Source organism: Bradyrhizobium sp. U531 (assembly GCF_051710265.1).
In the GTDB taxonomy this organism is placed as follows: Bacteria; Pseudomonadota; Alphaproteobacteria; order Rhizobiales; family Xanthobacteraceae; genus Bradyrhizobium.
Genome location: NZ_JASVEN010000002.1, coordinates 42,782 through 56,971 on the forward strand (window position 1 = coordinate 42,782; position 14,190 = coordinate 56,971).

Here is a 14,190-nt window from a genome sequence, read left to right on the forward strand (position 1 = left end):
CCATGCCTCTGACGCAATCGGCGACATGATAGCGGGCCGCGCCCTTGACGGCTTGCGCTCGATCAAATCCTATCCGGCGCGATTCCTGGGAGTTTTTGCTCATGTCCGTCGACGACCGGCCCACGCTTCAAGCTCCCGACGACGATCCGTTTCTGTGGCTGGAGGAGATCGAGGGCAAGCAGGCGCTCGATTTCGTCGAGCGGCAGAACGAGCTGACGCTGCAGGCGTTCGGCGGCAAGGCCTGGGAGCACGACCGCGACGTGCTCGCTTCGATCTACGATCGCCCCGACAACATTCCCTATGTCAGCCGGCGCGGCAACGATCTGCACAATCTCTGGAAGGACGCCGCCAACCCGCGCGGCCTGTGGCGGCGGACCAATCTGGACGAATTTCGTAAAGCGAGTCCGGCGTGGGAGACCATGCTCGATCTCGACAAGCTCGCCGCGCGCGAAGGCGAGGACTGGCTGCTCAGCGCGATCGTCACGATGCCCGGCAGCTCGCGCGCGATGCTGAGCCTCTCGCGCGGCGGCAGCGACGCCGTGACGCTGCGCGAGTTCGACATGGCTACGAAGAGCTTCGTGGCGGATGGCTTCACGCTGCCCGAGGCAAAGGGCGGCGCCGATTGGCTCGATGCCGACACGCTGCTGCTGTCGAGCGCTCATGGCGAGGGCATGGCGACGACATCGGGCTACGCGCGGACCGTGCGACTGTGGCGGCGCGGCCAACCGGTGGAGCAGGCTTCCGTGCTGTTCGAGGCTCCCGTGAACGACATGGCGGCGTATGGCCATATCGATCGCATGACGCCGGATCGCAAGATCTGGTTCGGCCGGATGCTGGACTTCTTCAACTATAGCGTCTCGATCGGAGACCGGACCGGCCCCGTCTCGAAGCTGGACCTGCCCACTGCCATCGAGCTGCAAGCCCATGGCGACTGGCTCGCGATCAAGCCGCGTGCGGATTGGTCCGTGGAAGGACGGACACACAAGGCGGACACCGTGCTCGGCATCGCGCTTGCGGATCTGCTGGCGGGCCGCCGCGACTTCGCCGTGCTGTTCGAGCCTTCGCCGCGCCGGGCCGTCCAGGGCTTCTTCTGGAGCGCCGGCAAGCTCGTGCTGTCGATCCTCGATGAGCTCCGCCCGCGCTTCGAGATCTGCACGCCGTCCGCCACCGGCTGGAGCCGCGCGACGCTTCCCGGCCTGCCGCAAATCGGCGTCGTCGATGTCTGGCCGCTCGATCGCGATCCCAGCGAGAGCAATGGCGATCTGCTCGCCAATGTGCAGGATCCGCTCACGCCGCCCTCGCTGCTGCTGCTCGCGCGCGGCGTCGCAAGCCCGACCGTGCTGAAGCAGGCGCCGAAGACGTTCACCGCTGACGGGCTCGTAGTGACCCAGCACGAGGCGATTTCGATCGACGGCGAGCGCATTCCCTATGTCCAGACCGGCCCGGCAACAGAGACCGGCGATGCACCGGTCTATATGAGCGCCTATGGCGGCTTCGCGCTTGCGGTGAAGCCGTATTACAATTCCTCGCTCGGCAAGCTGTGGCTGGAGCGGGGCGGCACCATTGTGCAGGCAAACTTGCGCGGCGGCGGCGAGTTCGGCACGCGCTGGCACGACGCCGGACGTCTCGCCGGCAAGAAGCTGTCGCATGACGACTTCGCCGCGGTCGCGGCCGATCTCGTGCGGCGCGGCGTGACGAGCGCGAAGCGCATCGCCGCGCAAGGCGGCTCGAACGGCGGCATCCTCATCACCAACATGCTGGTGCGCTATCCCGAGCGTTTCGGCGCGCTGTTCTGCACCATCCCGCTGGTCGACATGCGCCGCTACACCAAGCTGCTCGCGGGCGCGAGCTGGATCGCGGAATATGGCGATCCCGACAAGCCCGAGGAGTGGGAATGGCTGAAGACCTACTCGGCCTATCACAATGTGAAGGCCGGCCAGTCCTATCCGCCGATCCTGATCGCCACCACGCGGCGCGACGACCGCGTCCATCCCGGCCACGCGCGCAAGATGGCGGCGAAGCTCCAGGCGATGGGCTATGAGGCCTGGTTCTACGAGCCGGCCGCCGGCGGTCACGGCTACGGCAAGGACAACCGGGAGCGCGCGGGCTTCGAGGTGCTCGGCTATCGATTCCTAAAGGAGAAGATCGGCTGGAGGGATGAAGGCTAGCGCCGTCATGGCCGGGCTTGACCCGGCCATCCACGCCTTGCCTTTCGCACGAAGAACGTGGATGCCCGGGACAAGCCCGGGCATGACGCGTCCTACCGCGAAAACACCAGCGTCAGATTGTTCGCGGGCATGTCGATGGAATCGACGAGGCGCAGGCCCACTCCCTTCGCGAGCAGCTCGACATCGCTGATGTCGCGCACGCCCCATTCCGGATTGCCCTCGCGCAAGGAGGTGTCGAACACCGCATTGCTGAGCGCGGTGTGCTTGCCGTCGCGCTTGAAGGGGCCGTAGAGGAACAGCTTGCCGTCGGGGCGCAAATAGCGGCCGGCGCCGGCGAACAGGCCCTCGGCCACGGCCCACGGCGCGATGTGGATGACATTGGCGCAGAACACGGCGGCAAGGCTCGTCGGCGCCTGCCCGCCCTTCATCTCCACGCACCAATCGGGATCGGTCAGGTCGATCCGCAGCGGGCTACGGACGTTGCCGAGGCCGGCATGCACGCGCCAGGCCTCGATGCTCCTGAGATGGCGCTGGTTGAGGTCGCTCGGCCACCAGACGAGGCCGGGCGTGTGGCGGGCGAAATGGACCACATGCTGGCCGGTTCCGCTGCCGAGCTCGACGACATTGCCGGTCAGGCCGGTGAGGTGATGTTCCAGCGCCGACCAGATCGGCGCGTGATTACGGTGAAAGGCCGGTGCATCGAGCCGCCCATCCGACTCGACTCGCCCGCCGTCCCTGCCAAATTCGACAACATATTCAGCCAAGTGACGTCCCCAGAAAACGTGAAACAGAAAACACGACTACGAGAGCCAAACGCCCCAGAATAATTTGCTAGTTCCGGCCCACCGGATGAACGAACTATCTCATCAGTTGCAATGCGGAAGATATTAACTCCATTTTGCCCCGTGCATAGTCTTGATTGTCAGGCGATGCCCTTTGTGCTTTTGAACAATTCCGCAAACGAGATCATCGACATACCGCTTGGGACGATGCCTTGACCGCCTTTCCCTGCAAGCCTGCCTTTCTGGTGGCGCTGACCCTCTCCGTCGGCGCAGCCGTGACCCCGGCGCAGGCGCAATCCGCCGTCGAGGACGGCCGAAAGCTCGCCTTCGACCGCGGCAAGGGCAATTGCCTGACCTGTCATGTCATCAAGGGCGGTGACCTGCCGGGATCGATCGGTCCGGAGCTGAAGGACCTCAAGACCAAATATCCCGATCGCAGCGAGCTCACCGCGATCATCTTCGACGAGACCAAGCGCAATCCGCAGACCATGATGCCGCCGTTCGGCAGGAACCGGATTTTGACCGAACAGGAGATCAGCGCGATCGTTGATTTCCTGCAAACCCTGTAACGGCCGGCTGCCCAGGAGACCCGAGATGACCACCACGACCGGCCCCCTTGCGACGAGGCGCCTGATCCTGCAAGGCGCAGCCTGCGTCGCCGTGCTGGGCCTTGGCAATCTGCCGTTCGCCGCCGCGCCGGCGCGCGCCGCAGCCAACGACAAATATCCGGAAGAGGCCTTCAAGCAGAAGAACGAGGCCGACGCGATCAAGGCGCTCTATGGCAAGACCGCCGAGCCCTCCGACAAGGTCAAGCTGGATGCGCCCGAGATCGCCGAGAATGGCGGCGTCGTGCCGGTCTCGGTGAGCACGACGCTCGACAAGGTCAGCTCGATTTCTTTCTTCGTCGCCGAGAACCCTTTCGCTCTCGCGGCGTCCTACAGAATCGCCGACGGCACGATCCCCGGTGTCGCGCACCGGCTGAAGATGGCCAAGACCACCAAATTGACCGCGATCGTGGAAGCCGACGGCAAGCTCTACAGCGCGACCAAGGAAGTGAAAGTCACCGTCGGCGGTTGCGGCGGCTAAGCGAGGCAATTCGACATGGCATCCAGCATTCGCGTGCGCGCAACGTCCAACGGCGACATCACCGAGGTGCAGGCGCTGATCCAACACCCGATGGATACGGGCCTCGTCAAGAATCCCGCCGGCGAGCTGATCCCGGCGCACTACATCCAGCAGCTGAAGTTCGAATGTAACGGCAAGGACGTGTTCGTCGCCGACTGGGGCACCGCGATCTCCAAGGACCCCTACGTCAAGTTCGCCTTCAAGGGCGCCAAGAAGGGCGACGACCTCAAGATCACCTGGACCGACAACAAGGGTGGATCGGACACGACCACCGCGAAGATCGCGTGATGAAGACGCGCAGCTCCATTCTGCTCGGCTCGCTCAGCGCCGCACTCGTTGCGTTCGCCCTCACCTCTCCGCGCGTCGTCGCTGCGGACAAGGTCGATCCCGTTGCCGACGCCAAGGCCTTCCAGAACTTCTTCTTCCAGAAGTTTCCCGACGTGAAGCACGAGGACTTCGTCAACGGTCCGTATTCCATGAACGCGGACATGAAGCGGCAGTGGCAGGAGAAGGAAGAATTCCCGCCTTACGAGTTCGCGCTCGACGCCGGCAAGGAGATGTTCGCGGCCCCGTTCAAGAACGGCAAGACCTATGCCGACTGCTTCCCGAACGGCGGCATCGGCGTGCGCCAGAACTATCCCTATTTCGACGAGAAGGAAGGCAAGGTCGTCACGCTGGAGCTCGCGCTCAACCGCTGCCGCGAGGCCAATGGCGAACAGCCCTACTCCTATGTCAAGGACGAGATGGCCTCGCTGACCGCCTACATGGCGTTCACCTCGCGCGGCAAGCCGATGGACATCAAGATCCCCGACGATCCGCGCGCTCTCGCGGCGTTCGAGAACGGCAAGCGCTATTTCTACACCCGTCGCGGCCAGATGAACTTCTCTTGCGCCAGCTGCCATGTGCAGAGCCCGGGCGAGCGCATCCGCGCCGAGATCCTGGCGCCGGCGCTCGGCATCCTGAACGCGATGCCGATCTACCGCTCCGAATGGAGCGGCATGGGCACGACCAGCCGCCGCTTCGTCACCTGCAACAGCCAGACCCGCGCGGTTCCGCTGGAGCCGCAGTCGGACGAGTATCGCGACGTCGAATATTTCCTCTCCTACGTCGCCAACGGCCTGCCGATTTCGGGCCCGGGAGCGCGGCCATGAAGCGGTCACTTACCCTGGCCATGCTGCTCGCGCTCGGCCTCGCGCCATCCGCGCGCGCGGCGACCGAGGCGGATTACAAGGCGGCCTATGCCACCGCGGAAGCCGCATCCAAGGAGGCTGCTGGCTTGCGCAATCAGTGGACCGTGACCGTCTCGACGCTCGCCGCGGCCAAGAAGGCGGCGGATGGCGGCGATTTCGACCGCGCCACCGCCGCAGCCAAGGAGGCCGAGGCGCTCGCCAAGGCCTCGATCTTCCAGGCGGCGTCCGAAAAAGAAGCCTGGAAGGCGATGGAAATCCGCTAGACTGGCCGCTACTGAAACAGTCTTGCGACATTGAGGGCGCGGAGAATTCTGGTATGGCGATCCGCCGCCGTGATTTCCTGAAGAGTGCGGGCCTTGCCGCCGCAACGTTGGGTCTGCCGCGGCTTGCGCGAGGCAGCGAGGGAGCCGGCATTTACGACCTCGAACGGTTCGGCAATGCGCGCATCCTGCACATCACCGACACGCATGCGCAGCTCAATCCGGTCTATTTCCGCGAGCCGAGCGTCAATATCGGCGTCGGCGAGATGGCCGGACGGCCGCCGCATCTGGTCGGGCGCGCCTTTCTCGACCGGTTCGGCATCCGCGCCGACAGCGCCGATGCCTATGCTTTCAGCTGCATCGAGTTCGAGAAGTCCGCCGGGCGCTTCGGCAAGCTCGGCGGCTTTGCCCATCTGAAGACGCTGGTCGACCGCTTGCGCAGCGACGTCGGCGAGAAGCGTTCACTGCTCCTCGACGGCGGCGATCTCTGGCAGGGCACCGGCCTTGCCAATGTCATGCAGGGCCGCGACATGGTCGAGGTCGCCAATCTGCTCGGTATCGAGGCGATGACCGGCCATTGGGAATTCACCTATGGCGAGCAGGTGCTGCGCGACAATCTCGAGCGCTTCAAGGGCGAGTTCCTGGCGCAGAACGTCTTCCTGACCGAGGAAGCCGCGTTCAACGACGCCGCCGCCTTCGACAAGGCCACCGGACGCGTCTTCAAGCCTTCCGTCATCAAGGAGATGGGCAACCATCGGGTCGCGATCATCGGTCAGGCCTTTCCTTACGTGCCGATCGCGCATCCCAAGCGCTTCACGCCGGACTGGACCTTCGGCATCCGCGAGGAGGAATTGCAGAGGCACGTCGATGCCTTGCGCGGCACCGACAAGGTCGACGCTGTCGTCCTGCTGTCGCACAACGGCATGGATGTCGACCTCAAGCTCGCCAGCCGCGTCACCGGCATCGACGTCATCCTCGGCGGCCACACCCATGACGCCGTGCCGCAGCCTATCCCAGTGAAGAATGCTGGCGGCACCACGCTCGTCACCAATGCCGGCTCCAACGGAAAATTCCTCGCCGTGCTCGATCTCGCGATCGACAAGGGCAAGGTCAGCGACGTTCATTATCATCTGCTGCCCGTCTATTCCGAGCTGCTGAAGCCCGACCCTGCCATGGCCGAGCTGATCGGCCGGCTGCGCGAGCCGCATGTGGCCGACTGGTCGGCGAAGATAGCAACGCCTGACCGCCTGCTCTATCGGCGCGGCAATTTCTCCGGACCGGTCGACGAGCTGATCTGCACGGCGCTCCGCACCGAGCTCAATGCCGAGATCGCGCTGTCACCGGGATTCCGCTGGGGCGTCACCGCACTGCCAGGCCAGGCGCTGACCATGGAGGATGTGCTCGCGGAAACGGCGATCACCTATCCCGAGACCTATGTGCAGGAGATGACGGGCGCCCAGATCAAGGACGTGCTCGAAGACGTCTGCGACAACCTCTTCAACACCGATCCCTACTACCAGCAGGGCGGCGACATGGTGCGTGCCGGCGGGCTCAGCTACGCCTGCGCGCCGGCGGCTGCGATCGGCAGCCGCATCTCCGAGCTGAAGCTCCACAACGGCAAGGCGATCAGCGCCGGCCACCGTTACAAGGTCGCGGGCTGGGCCTCGGTCAACGGCCAGCAGGGCGCACCGGTGTGGGACGTCGTCGGCAAATATCTGCGCTCGGGCCGGATGTTCCAGGAGCGCCTCGGCTCCGGCGTCACGCTGCAGGGTGTCGAGAACAATCCGGGAATCGCGGGACAGGGATGAGGCGGGCGCAGATCCTCTCCGCGCTGATGCTGACGCTGCTTGTCTGGAGCACGATGCCGCCGGCCCCGGCGCAACAGGTGCCGCTCCAGGACAAGCCGTTCGCCGAGCACAAGATCGTGCTGCAGCTCTCCGACGCCGATGCGAAGAAGCAGGCGCTGGTGCTGAGCGTCGCCAACAACCTCTTGAAAGCCTACGACCCCGACAAGATCGCGGTCGAGGTGGTGACGTTCGGTCCGGGCATCGACCTGCTGCTGTCAGGCAGCGAGCGCCGCAAGCAGGTCGAAAGCCTGATCGCGCAGGGCGTGCGCTTCGACATCTGCCTCAACACGGTGGACACGATCGAGCGGGAGACCGGCAAGCGGCCGGAGTTCATCCCCGCAGCGACGCCGGTGCAGGTGGGCGTCGGGCAGATCCTGTTTCTGGCGGAGAATGGGTACACGGTGGTGAGGCCGTAGGCTCTTAGCGCACAGCGCTCACGACACAGTCGGTGTCATTCCCCGCGAAGGCGGGGAATCCAGTACGCCGCGGCCTCTCTGTTCACCTCGACAGCTCTGGAATACTGGATCGCCCGCCCCTGTGCGCAATTGCGCACTAGGCGGACGATGACAGCTGTGGGTGGGACGACCAGCGGCCAAATCGCCCCGCGAAATAAAAATCTTCCAAATTCTTGTTCAGATGTAGTGAATTACTTCTCTTTCCTGCCCTTCCCGTAGTAGAATCCTCGAAACGAGTTCCACTGCCGGACTTCCCTGCCATGATCTTCCGCCAGCTCTTCGACAGCGTTTCGGGCACCTATAGCTACGTCCTCGCCAGCCGCCCCGGCGGCGAGGCGCTGATTCTCGATCCCGTGCTGGAGAAGGTCGATCGCTATTGCCAATTGCTGCGCGAGCTCGACCTCAAGCTGGTCAAGGCGGTCGACACGCATCTGCATGCCGATCACGTCACCGGCCTCGGCGAGCTACGCGACCGCACCCATTGCATGACCGTGATGGGCGACCAGACCAAGGCAGACGTGGTGGCGATGCGGGTCGCCGACGGCGACAAGGTGACGATCGAGGGCCTGTCGCTCGACGTGATGTACACGCCCGGCCACACCGACGATTCCTATTCCTATCTGATGGGCGACCGCGTCTTCACCGGCGACACGCTGCTGATCCGCGGCACCGGCCGCACCGATTTCCAGAACGGCTCGTCGCGCGCGCAATACGAATCGATCTTCAACCGGCTGCTGAAGCTGCCGGACGAGACGATGGTGTTCCCGGCGCACGACTACAAGGGCGACACCGTCTCCACCATCGGCGAGGAGAAGCGCTACAATCCGCGGCTGCAGGTGCGCTCGGTCGACGAATATATCGAGCTGATGGCGAACCTGAAGCTGCCCAATCCGAAGATGATGGACGTCGCGGTGCCCGCCAACATGCGCGTCGGCCTGCACCAGGAGGAGTTGGAGAAGGAGGGCCGCGCGCTCAGCGCCAATGAGGCGATCCGTGCGCTCGGCCGGCCCGACGTCCTCCTGGTCGACCTGCGCGAGGCCAACGAACGCGCCAAGCACGGCATGCTCGAAGGCGCGCTGCACACGCCCTATCCATCGGTCGAGGAAAGCCTGAAACCGGGCGGCATGCTGCGCGAGGTAGCGGCCGCGACGGGGCGCCGCGTCGTCTTCTTCTGCGCCTTCGGCGAGCGTTCGGCGATGGCGGTGGCGGCCGCCAAGGAGGCCGGCCTCTCCAACACGGCGCATATCGCCGGCGGCATCGATGCCTGGAAGAAGGCCGGCGGGCCGCTGGTGCACTGACGGCTGCGGACCATCCTCGGGGGCGGATATTGCGCTAGGTCAGGGAGCGCTCATATTTTCGGGATAGGATCGGGTGCAGCATCACCATCCGGGACCAGCCATGACCAAGCTCTGCAAACCGGGCGAACCGCCCAAAATCACTGAGAACAAGGCCGCCGGGAAGAAGCCGGCGGAAGGCACCGCGAAAGCTCCGCCGCCGCCGCTCGATGACGACGACTACGAGGACGGCGACATCGCAACGCCCAAACGCGACCGCTATGGCGTGGACGACGAGCCGTTGTGAGGTTCGCGCCTGATTTTGATCCCCGCTAGCGCCTCAAATTCCGCTGTCGTCCCTGCTTTCGCAGTTACGACAGATGGGCCGCACTACCTGCCATGCGCCTGCGTTCATGGACAAATAACCGCTCTCCCCGATAGTTTCCGCGCTCCGAGGGAGTGAAACGGAACTGCAATGGTCGACGTTCTCGCCGCACCGCAACAAGGCAAGGCGGACAGCGCGCTGCGCACGCTGACGGGAATCTCGATCGCGCATTGGGTCAGCCATTTTCATCTGCTGGTCCTGCCGATGCTGTTCCCGTTCCTCAAGGCGCAGCTCGGCGTCGGCTATATCGAGCTCGGCTTCGCGCTCACCGTGTTCGCGGTGGTGTCCGGGCTGACGCAGGCGCCGACCGGCTATCTCGTCGACCATTTTGGCGCGCGCAGGATCCTGCTGATCGGGCTTGCGCTCGGCGGTCTCGCGCTGATCCTGCTTGGCCTGCACCTCAGCTACGCCTCGCTGATCGCCTGCGCCGTGCTGCTCGGCCTTGCCAACAGCGTCTATCACCCCGCGGACTACGCGATCCTGGCCGAGCACATGGACGAGGCGCGGATGGGCCGCGCCTTCTCCATCCACACCTTCGCCGGATTTCTCGGCGGCGCGGTGGCGCCGGCGATCGTGGCGGCGCTCGTCACCGTGTCCGGCGGCGTCGGCGCGCTGATCGCATCGGGAGCGATCGGCATTCTGGTGGCACTGCTGCTGCTCGCCATGAACATTCCCGACGCCGGCGCCAGCCGGAAGAAGCCGGGCGCTGAGAACGCGCCGAAGCAGGCCGTCATCACGCCGGCGCTGATCACGCTGACGGCGCTGTTCATGCTGCTCAGCCTGTCGGTCGCCGGCATCAACAATTTCGGCGTCGTCGCGCTGATGAGCGGGTATGGAACGTCCTATTCGGCGGCCAACGTCATGCTGACCGCGTTCCTCGGCGCCAGCGCCGCGGGCGTGCTCGCCGGTGGCTTCCTCGCCGACCACACCGAACGCCACGGCTACGTCGCCGCGGCCTGTTTTGCCGTCAACGCGGCGATCGTGCTGCTGATCGCGCTGGTGACGCTGCCCGGTTGGCTCCTGACTGCCGCGATGACCGTGGCGGGCTTTCTCTCCGGCGTGATCGCGCCCTCGCGTGACATGCTGGTGCGCAATGCCGCGCCCGCGGGCGCCGCGGGACGCGCCTTCGGCATCGTCTCCACCGGCTTCAACCTCGGCGGCATCGTCTCGCCGCTGCTGTTCGGCTGGATCATGGACCAGAACGCGCCGCACTGGGTGTTCGGCGCGTCCGTCGTGTTCATGGTCGCGACAGTGGTGCTGTCGCCGTTCACGGAGCGGAAGCGGGAAGCCAAGGCTGCCACGCAACCCTGAGCGCACTTCCCCGCGGTTGACACTGCGCAGGCGCGCCCGAAGATGCGCCCAAGCAAAACAACCATTCGGGAAGCAACATCATGAGCACCCCTGATCTCGTCATCCGCGGCGGCACTGTCGCGGATGGACATGGCGGCGAGCTGTTCGAGGCCGACGTCGCCATCACCGGCGGCAGGATCAGCGAGGTCGGCAAGGTTGCCGCGAAGGGCCGCGAAGAGATCGACGCGCGCGGCAAGCTGGTGACGCCGGGCTTCGTCGACGTGCACACCCATTACGACGGCCAGGTGACCTGGAGCCAGGACATCACGCCGTCCTCGCAGAACGGCGTCACCACCGCGATCATGGGCAATTGCGGCGTCGGCTTCGCGCCGTGCAAGCCGGCCGATCACACGAGGCTGATCCAGCTCATGGAAGGCGTCGAGGACATTCCCGAGCCTGTGCTGAGCGCCGGCATTCCCTGGGCTTGGGAAAGCTTTCCGGACTACATGGAATGGCTGTCGAAGCGGGATTTCGACATCGATGTCGGCGCTCAACTGCCGCATGCGGCGCTGCGGGTCTATGTCATGGGCGAGCGCGGCGCGCGCCGCGATCCCTCGACCGCCGAGGACAATGCGGCGATGGCGAAGCTCGCGGGCGAAGCGGTGCGCTCCGGCGCGCTCGGCTTCTCGACCTCGCGCACGCTCAATCACCGCACCTCGACCGGCGATTACACGCCGACGCTGAAGGCCGGCGAGGACGAGCTCACCGCGATCGCGGGCGCGATGCACAGCCAGGGTCGCAGCGTGCTGCAATTCGTGCTCGACCTCTCCACCATCCACGAAGATCTGCCGATGATGCTGCGGGTGGCGGATGCCACCAAATGTCCGATCTCGTTCTCGATCACGCAGAACGACAAATCGCCGAATCGCTGGCGCCAAACGCTGGACGAGATCAACGCCGCGGCCAAACGCGGCCTCTCGATCACCGCGCAGATCGCGGCGCGCCCGGTCGGCCTGCTGCTCGGGCTCGAGCTGTCACGCAATCCGTTCCAGACCCATCCGAGCTACAAGGCGATCGCGCATCTGCCGCTTGGAGAGAGGCTGGCGCGGCTGCACCAGAGCGAGGTCCGCAAGGCGATCCTCAGCGAGACGGCGACCGCGACCGACGATCCGCTGTTCTTCCGGCCCAATTACGACAAGATGTTCCTGCTCGGCGACCCCCCCGATTACGAGCAGCCGCCGGAGAATGCGCTGGGACCGCAGGCGCGCCGGCAGGGCCGGCAGCCGGAGGAGCTCGCCTATGATGCGATGCTCTCGGACGACGGCAAGGGCATGCTCTACGTGCCGTTCCTCAACTATGCCGACGGCAATCTCGACGCGACGCGCGAGATGCTGATCGATCCGCAATCGGTGCCGGGCCTGTCCGACGGCGGCGCGCATTGCGGCATCATCTGCGATGCCAGCTTCCCGACCTATCTGTTGACGCACTGGACGCGCGACCGCACCCGCGGCGAGAAGCTGTCGATCCCGTTCGTGGTCGCGGCGCAGTCACGCAAGACCGCGCTGTCGGTGGGATTGACCGACCGTGGGCTGATCGCGCCGGGCTACAAGGCCGACGTCAACGTGATCGACTATGACCGGCTGCATCTGCATCCGCCGAAGGTGCATTACGACCTGCCCGTGGGCGGGCGGCGGCTGCTGCAGGATGTCGACGGTTATGACGCGACGATCGTCTCGGGCGTGGTGACGCGGCGGCAGGGCGAGGCGACAGGCCAGCGGCCGGGAAAGCTGATCCGCGGCGCGCAGGGAGTGAATTAGGCAAGGGCGCAGGTGAGAGGCGAAGGCGTATCGACAATCTAGGTGTCGTCCCCGCGAACGCGCGGGACCCATAACCACAGGAAGAAGTGTGGTGGAGGATCGCAGCTCGGTACTGCGATCTATCATAACCGAGAGATCACGCGGTATGGGTCCCTGCGCCCGTGCGCAATTGCGCACTAGGCAGGGACGACAGCGGAATTTGAGGCGAACAGCCCCTTACGTCGGCGACACCGCGCCCTTCAGCGTAGCTGGCTGCGCCGCTGCACCGCGGGTCAGCCTGGCCTTTTCCGTGTTCGGCCAGAGCAGCAGCAGGCCGAGCAGGCCGGAGCCGACCATGATCACGGCATTGATGGTGAAGCCGGTCATATAGCCGTCGATCGTGCTGCCGGCGCGCTGGATCGTCGCCCCCATCACGGCCGGCGCGATCACGCCCGCCAGCGTGTAGAGCGCGCCGTAGATCGCGAGAATGGCGCCGCGCTGCGAGGTCGGCGTGAACTCGCCGAGCATCGGCGGGCATACCACGTAGATCGCTCCGCACAGGCCCGAGCCGACCACGAGCAGCGCGATCTGCAAGCCCGCACCCTGAACATGCGGCATCGTCGACAGGATCAGCCCGCCGATCACCAGCGGCACCGAGCCGAGCACGCCGCGCGCCGTGCGGGTGTTGTAGCCGCGCGCCATCATCACCTGCGAAACCCAGCCCGTAAGGATGACGGTGGTGGCACCGAACACCCAGGGCAAGATCGAGATGAAGCCGGCCTGGCTCTGCGAGAAGCCGAGTCCCTTGACGATGAACGGCGTGAACCAGGTCAGGCCGAGCGACAGCGCCCAATAGGCGCCGAAGGTCGCCGCGACGCAGCCGATGAAGGTGCGCGAGGTGAGAAGCTGCAGGTAGGGGATCTTCTGCTCGGACGCGGCCAGGACCTGCGTATCCTCCAGCGGCCCTTCCTTGCCGAGCGCGAGCCAGGCGCAGACCCAGATCAGACCGACGACACCGAGCGCGCCGAAGGCATAATGCCAGGAATGATTGACGATGACCCAGTTCAGCGCCGGCACCGCGAGGATCACGCCGAAGGCGGAGCCCTGCGACAGGATCGCGGTCGGCAGCGTGCGCTTCTCGTCGGGGAACCATTTGTAGATCGCATGCGCGGCGACCGAGAAGGCCGGGCCTTCGCCGGCGCCCAGCACGATGCGGCAGATCAACAGCGTGGTGAAGGAGACGGCGCCGACCATCGGAAACTGCGCCAGCGCCCAGATCACCGCGAGCACCAGCAGCACCCAGCGCGTCGGCACCTTGTTGACGATGAAGCCGACCACGATGGCGGCGATCGAGAACAGGAAAAAGAACGAGGAGCCGAGCAGGCCGAACTGCTCCGGTGAGAGCTTCAGGTCCGTCATGATCGGCACGCCGGCGAGACCGACGACGATCTTGTCGGCGAAGTTCACAACCATGAAGAGAAACAGGAGAAAGGTGACGGTCCAGGCGCCCTTCGGTGTCGGCTTTGCCGAATCCCCTGACACCCCTGCCGTCCTGCCCGCCGTATCAGGCGTTCCCTGAGCGCTCATCGTTCTCCCCGCATGTCTTTTTTGGCACTTT

The 14,190-nt window shown here is 65.3% G+C and carries 14 protein-coding genes; 12 read left to right on the top strand and 2 right to left on the bottom strand.

Translation table 11 applies throughout. The annotated features are described in order from the left end of the window. The first annotated feature begins 101 nt into the window (after positions 1–101). A complete protein-coding gene (locus QRQ56_RS12215) occupies positions 102–2,168 on the top strand; it encodes a prolyl oligopeptidase family serine peptidase (protein ID WP_438740234.1) in 2,067 nt (688 codons plus the stop codon). Positions 2,169–2,260: 92 nt separating this feature from the next. Here QRQ56_RS12215 and QRQ56_RS12220 read toward each other — a convergent pair whose 3' ends face one another. Next, entirely contained in the window at positions 2,261–2,932 is a 672-nt protein-coding gene (locus QRQ56_RS12220) for a DUF938 domain-containing protein (protein WP_438740235.1), read from the bottom strand. Between the two features lie 260 nt (positions 2,933–3,192). On the opposite strand from QRQ56_RS12220, the gene soxX reads away from it, so the two are divergent. The 11 genes from soxX to QRQ56_RS12275 all read left to right on the top strand — a co-directional run bounded on the left by soxX (position 3,193) and on the right by QRQ56_RS12275 (position 12,593). Then, on the top strand, positions 3,193–3,519 hold the full coding sequence (gene soxX / locus QRQ56_RS12225) for a sulfur oxidation c-type cytochrome SoxX (RefSeq protein ID WP_438741449.1): 327 nt from the start codon (positions 3,193–3,195) through the stop codon (positions 3,517–3,519). 25 nt (positions 3,520–3,544) lie between these two features. Further along, positions 3,545–4,036, top strand: a complete 492-nt coding sequence (gene soxY, locus QRQ56_RS12230; protein ID WP_438740237.1) for a thiosulfate oxidation carrier protein SoxY — start codon at positions 3,545–3,547, stop codon at positions 4,034–4,036. Positions 4,037–4,051: 15 nt separating this feature from the next. Next, entirely contained in the window at positions 4,052–4,363 is a 312-nt protein-coding gene (gene soxZ / locus QRQ56_RS12235; protein WP_438740238.1) for a thiosulfate oxidation carrier complex protein SoxZ, read from the top strand. After that, on the top strand, positions 4,363–5,226 hold the full coding sequence (soxA, locus tag QRQ56_RS12240) for a sulfur oxidation c-type cytochrome SoxA (RefSeq protein WP_438740240.1): 864 nt from the start codon (positions 4,363–4,365) through the stop codon (positions 5,224–5,226). Before soxZ ends, soxA begins: the two co-directional genes overlap by 1 nt. Further along, the gene (locus tag QRQ56_RS12245; protein ID WP_438740241.1) at positions 5,223–5,528 is read left to right on the top strand and encodes a hypothetical protein; all 306 of its coding nucleotides are present in this window, start codon (positions 5,223–5,225) and stop codon (positions 5,526–5,528) included. Before soxA ends, QRQ56_RS12245 begins: the two co-directional genes overlap by 4 nt. A gap of 53 nt (positions 5,529–5,581) precedes the next feature. Then, positions 5,582–7,333, top strand: coding sequence for a thiosulfohydrolase SoxB (gene soxB / locus QRQ56_RS12250; RefSeq protein WP_438740243.1), 1,752 nt, complete (start codon positions 5,582–5,584; stop codon positions 7,331–7,333). Beyond that, positions 7,330–7,788, top strand: coding sequence for a DsrE family protein (locus QRQ56_RS12255; RefSeq protein ID WP_438740244.1), 459 nt, complete (start codon positions 7,330–7,332; stop codon positions 7,786–7,788). The genes soxB and QRQ56_RS12255 overlap by 4 nt, the downstream gene beginning before the upstream one ends. Positions 7,789–8,087: 299 nt before the next feature. Next, the gene (locus QRQ56_RS12260) at positions 8,088–9,125 is read left to right on the top strand and encodes an MBL fold metallo-hydrolase (RefSeq protein WP_438740246.1); all 1,038 of its coding nucleotides are present in this window, start codon (positions 8,088–8,090) and stop codon (positions 9,123–9,125) included. A gap of 100 nt (positions 9,126–9,225) precedes the next feature. After that, entirely contained in the window at positions 9,226–9,408 is a 183-nt protein-coding gene (locus QRQ56_RS12265) for a hypothetical protein (RefSeq protein WP_438740247.1), read from the top strand. A gap of 168 nt (positions 9,409–9,576) precedes the next feature. Further along, on the top strand, positions 9,577–10,797 hold the full coding sequence (locus QRQ56_RS12270) for an MFS transporter (protein WP_438740249.1): 1,221 nt from the start codon (positions 9,577–9,579) through the stop codon (positions 10,795–10,797). Between the two features lie 80 nt (positions 10,798–10,877). Then, positions 10,878–12,593: an N-acyl-D-amino-acid deacylase family protein gene (locus QRQ56_RS12275; RefSeq protein ID WP_438740251.1), complete on the top strand. Its 1,716-nt coding sequence runs from the start codon at positions 10,878–10,880 to the stop codon at positions 12,591–12,593. A gap of 216 nt (positions 12,594–12,809) precedes the next feature. Here QRQ56_RS12275 and QRQ56_RS12280 read toward each other — a convergent pair whose 3' ends face one another. After that, positions 12,810–14,159 (bottom strand): MFS transporter, encoded by a 1,350-nt coding sequence (locus QRQ56_RS12280; protein WP_438740253.1) that lies wholly within the window; start codon positions 14,157–14,159, stop codon positions 12,810–12,812. Positions 14,160–14,190 lie beyond the last annotated feature (31 nt).

Coding starts and splice junctions, on each gene's coding strand:
- QRQ56_RS12275 (WP_438740251.1), top strand. CDS start 10,878: ATGAGCACCCCTGATCTCGTCATCCGCGGCGGCACTGTCGCGGATGGA.
- QRQ56_RS12265 (WP_438740247.1), top strand. CDS start 9,226: ATGACCAAGCTCTGCAAACCGGGCGAACCGCCCAAAATCACTGAGAAC.
- QRQ56_RS12255 (WP_438740244.1), top strand. CDS start 7,330: ATGAGGCGGGCGCAGATCCTCTCCGCGCTGATGCTGACGCTGCTTGTC.
- QRQ56_RS12280 (WP_438740253.1), bottom strand. CDS start 14,159: ATGAGCGCTCAGGGAACGCCTGATACGGCGGGCAGGACGGCAGGGGTG.
- QRQ56_RS12260 (WP_438740246.1), top strand. CDS start 8,088: ATGATCTTCCGCCAGCTCTTCGACAGCGTTTCGGGCACCTATAGCTAC.
- QRQ56_RS12215 (WP_438740234.1), top strand. CDS start 102: ATGTCCGTCGACGACCGGCCCACGCTTCAAGCTCCCGACGACGATCCG.
- QRQ56_RS12270 (WP_438740249.1), top strand. CDS start 9,577: ATGGTCGACGTTCTCGCCGCACCGCAACAAGGCAAGGCGGACAGCGCG.
- soxA (WP_438740240.1), top strand. CDS start 4,363: ATGAAGACGCGCAGCTCCATTCTGCTCGGCTCGCTCAGCGCCGCACTC.
- QRQ56_RS12245 (WP_438740241.1), top strand. CDS start 5,223: ATGAAGCGGTCACTTACCCTGGCCATGCTGCTCGCGCTCGGCCTCGCG.
- soxY (WP_438740237.1), top strand. CDS start 3,545: ATGACCACCACGACCGGCCCCCTTGCGACGAGGCGCCTGATCCTGCAA.
- soxB (WP_438740243.1), top strand. CDS start 5,582: ATGGCGATCCGCCGCCGTGATTTCCTGAAGAGTGCGGGCCTTGCCGCC.
- soxZ (WP_438740238.1), top strand. CDS start 4,052: ATGGCATCCAGCATTCGCGTGCGCGCAACGTCCAACGGCGACATCACC.